1 protein-coding gene is annotated in these 640 nt (G+C 46.9%); it reads right to left on the bottom strand.

The window, feature by feature from the left end:
* Nucleotides 1-640, bottom strand: a 640-nt coding sequence (locus ASC50_RS03020) for a hypothetical protein (protein ID WP_158648338.1), incomplete at both ends; no start/stop codon positions are given.

The raw sequence follows: 640 nt of genomic DNA, 5'->3' as shown, positions 1-640 counted from the left end.
GTATGTAACTTGCAGGATATTTAAGTTGCAGGACAGGTGGCACAAGCAGTTTTTTGCGGGGGCGGTTTCCATACGCTATTCCGACCTTCACACCAACCGATAGTGGTGATAGCATCCTGTTGTCAACGAATGGCGTGCCATCGAATTTTTGGGCGACCAATATGCCGTTGGCTCGATGCATTTGTCCGTCGTCGGAAGTGGTGATGAACGGTTTTTTATCGCCTGTTTTAGCGGTTATCTTATTCAATATAGCATAATCAGCATATATCCCCGCGTAGAGCGACCATTTTTCTGTTAACCTGCCCCATTTTTTTCCCACTTCTAACGACCCCAACACGGCATAACCCGATAGTTCAATGGGTCCTGAGTGAGATTTCTCAACAGAACCTCTCTTCATCATATAGTCAGGAACCGCGATGGACAGGTCGGGTATCACACCGTCTTTCACGTCTAATCTCCCCAATGTGCCGTTGTAGGTGCTGAGTGGTGTATTGAGCGGGAGTTTAAATTTTCCACCAAATTTGAAATACACTTGATACGATTTGTCCGTTCCACTCGGATACACTTGATAGTGAGCCATGAGTGGAATGCTCAGCATGCTGATTCCCTGCGTTTCGGTGTAATCGACGGCGGTGTATTC

It is taken from the genome of Candidatus Symbiothrix dinenymphae, from assembly GCF_001431085.1.
Note: the sequence above shows the minus strand (reverse complement) of the source record. Positions and strands in the feature narration are given on the sequence as shown.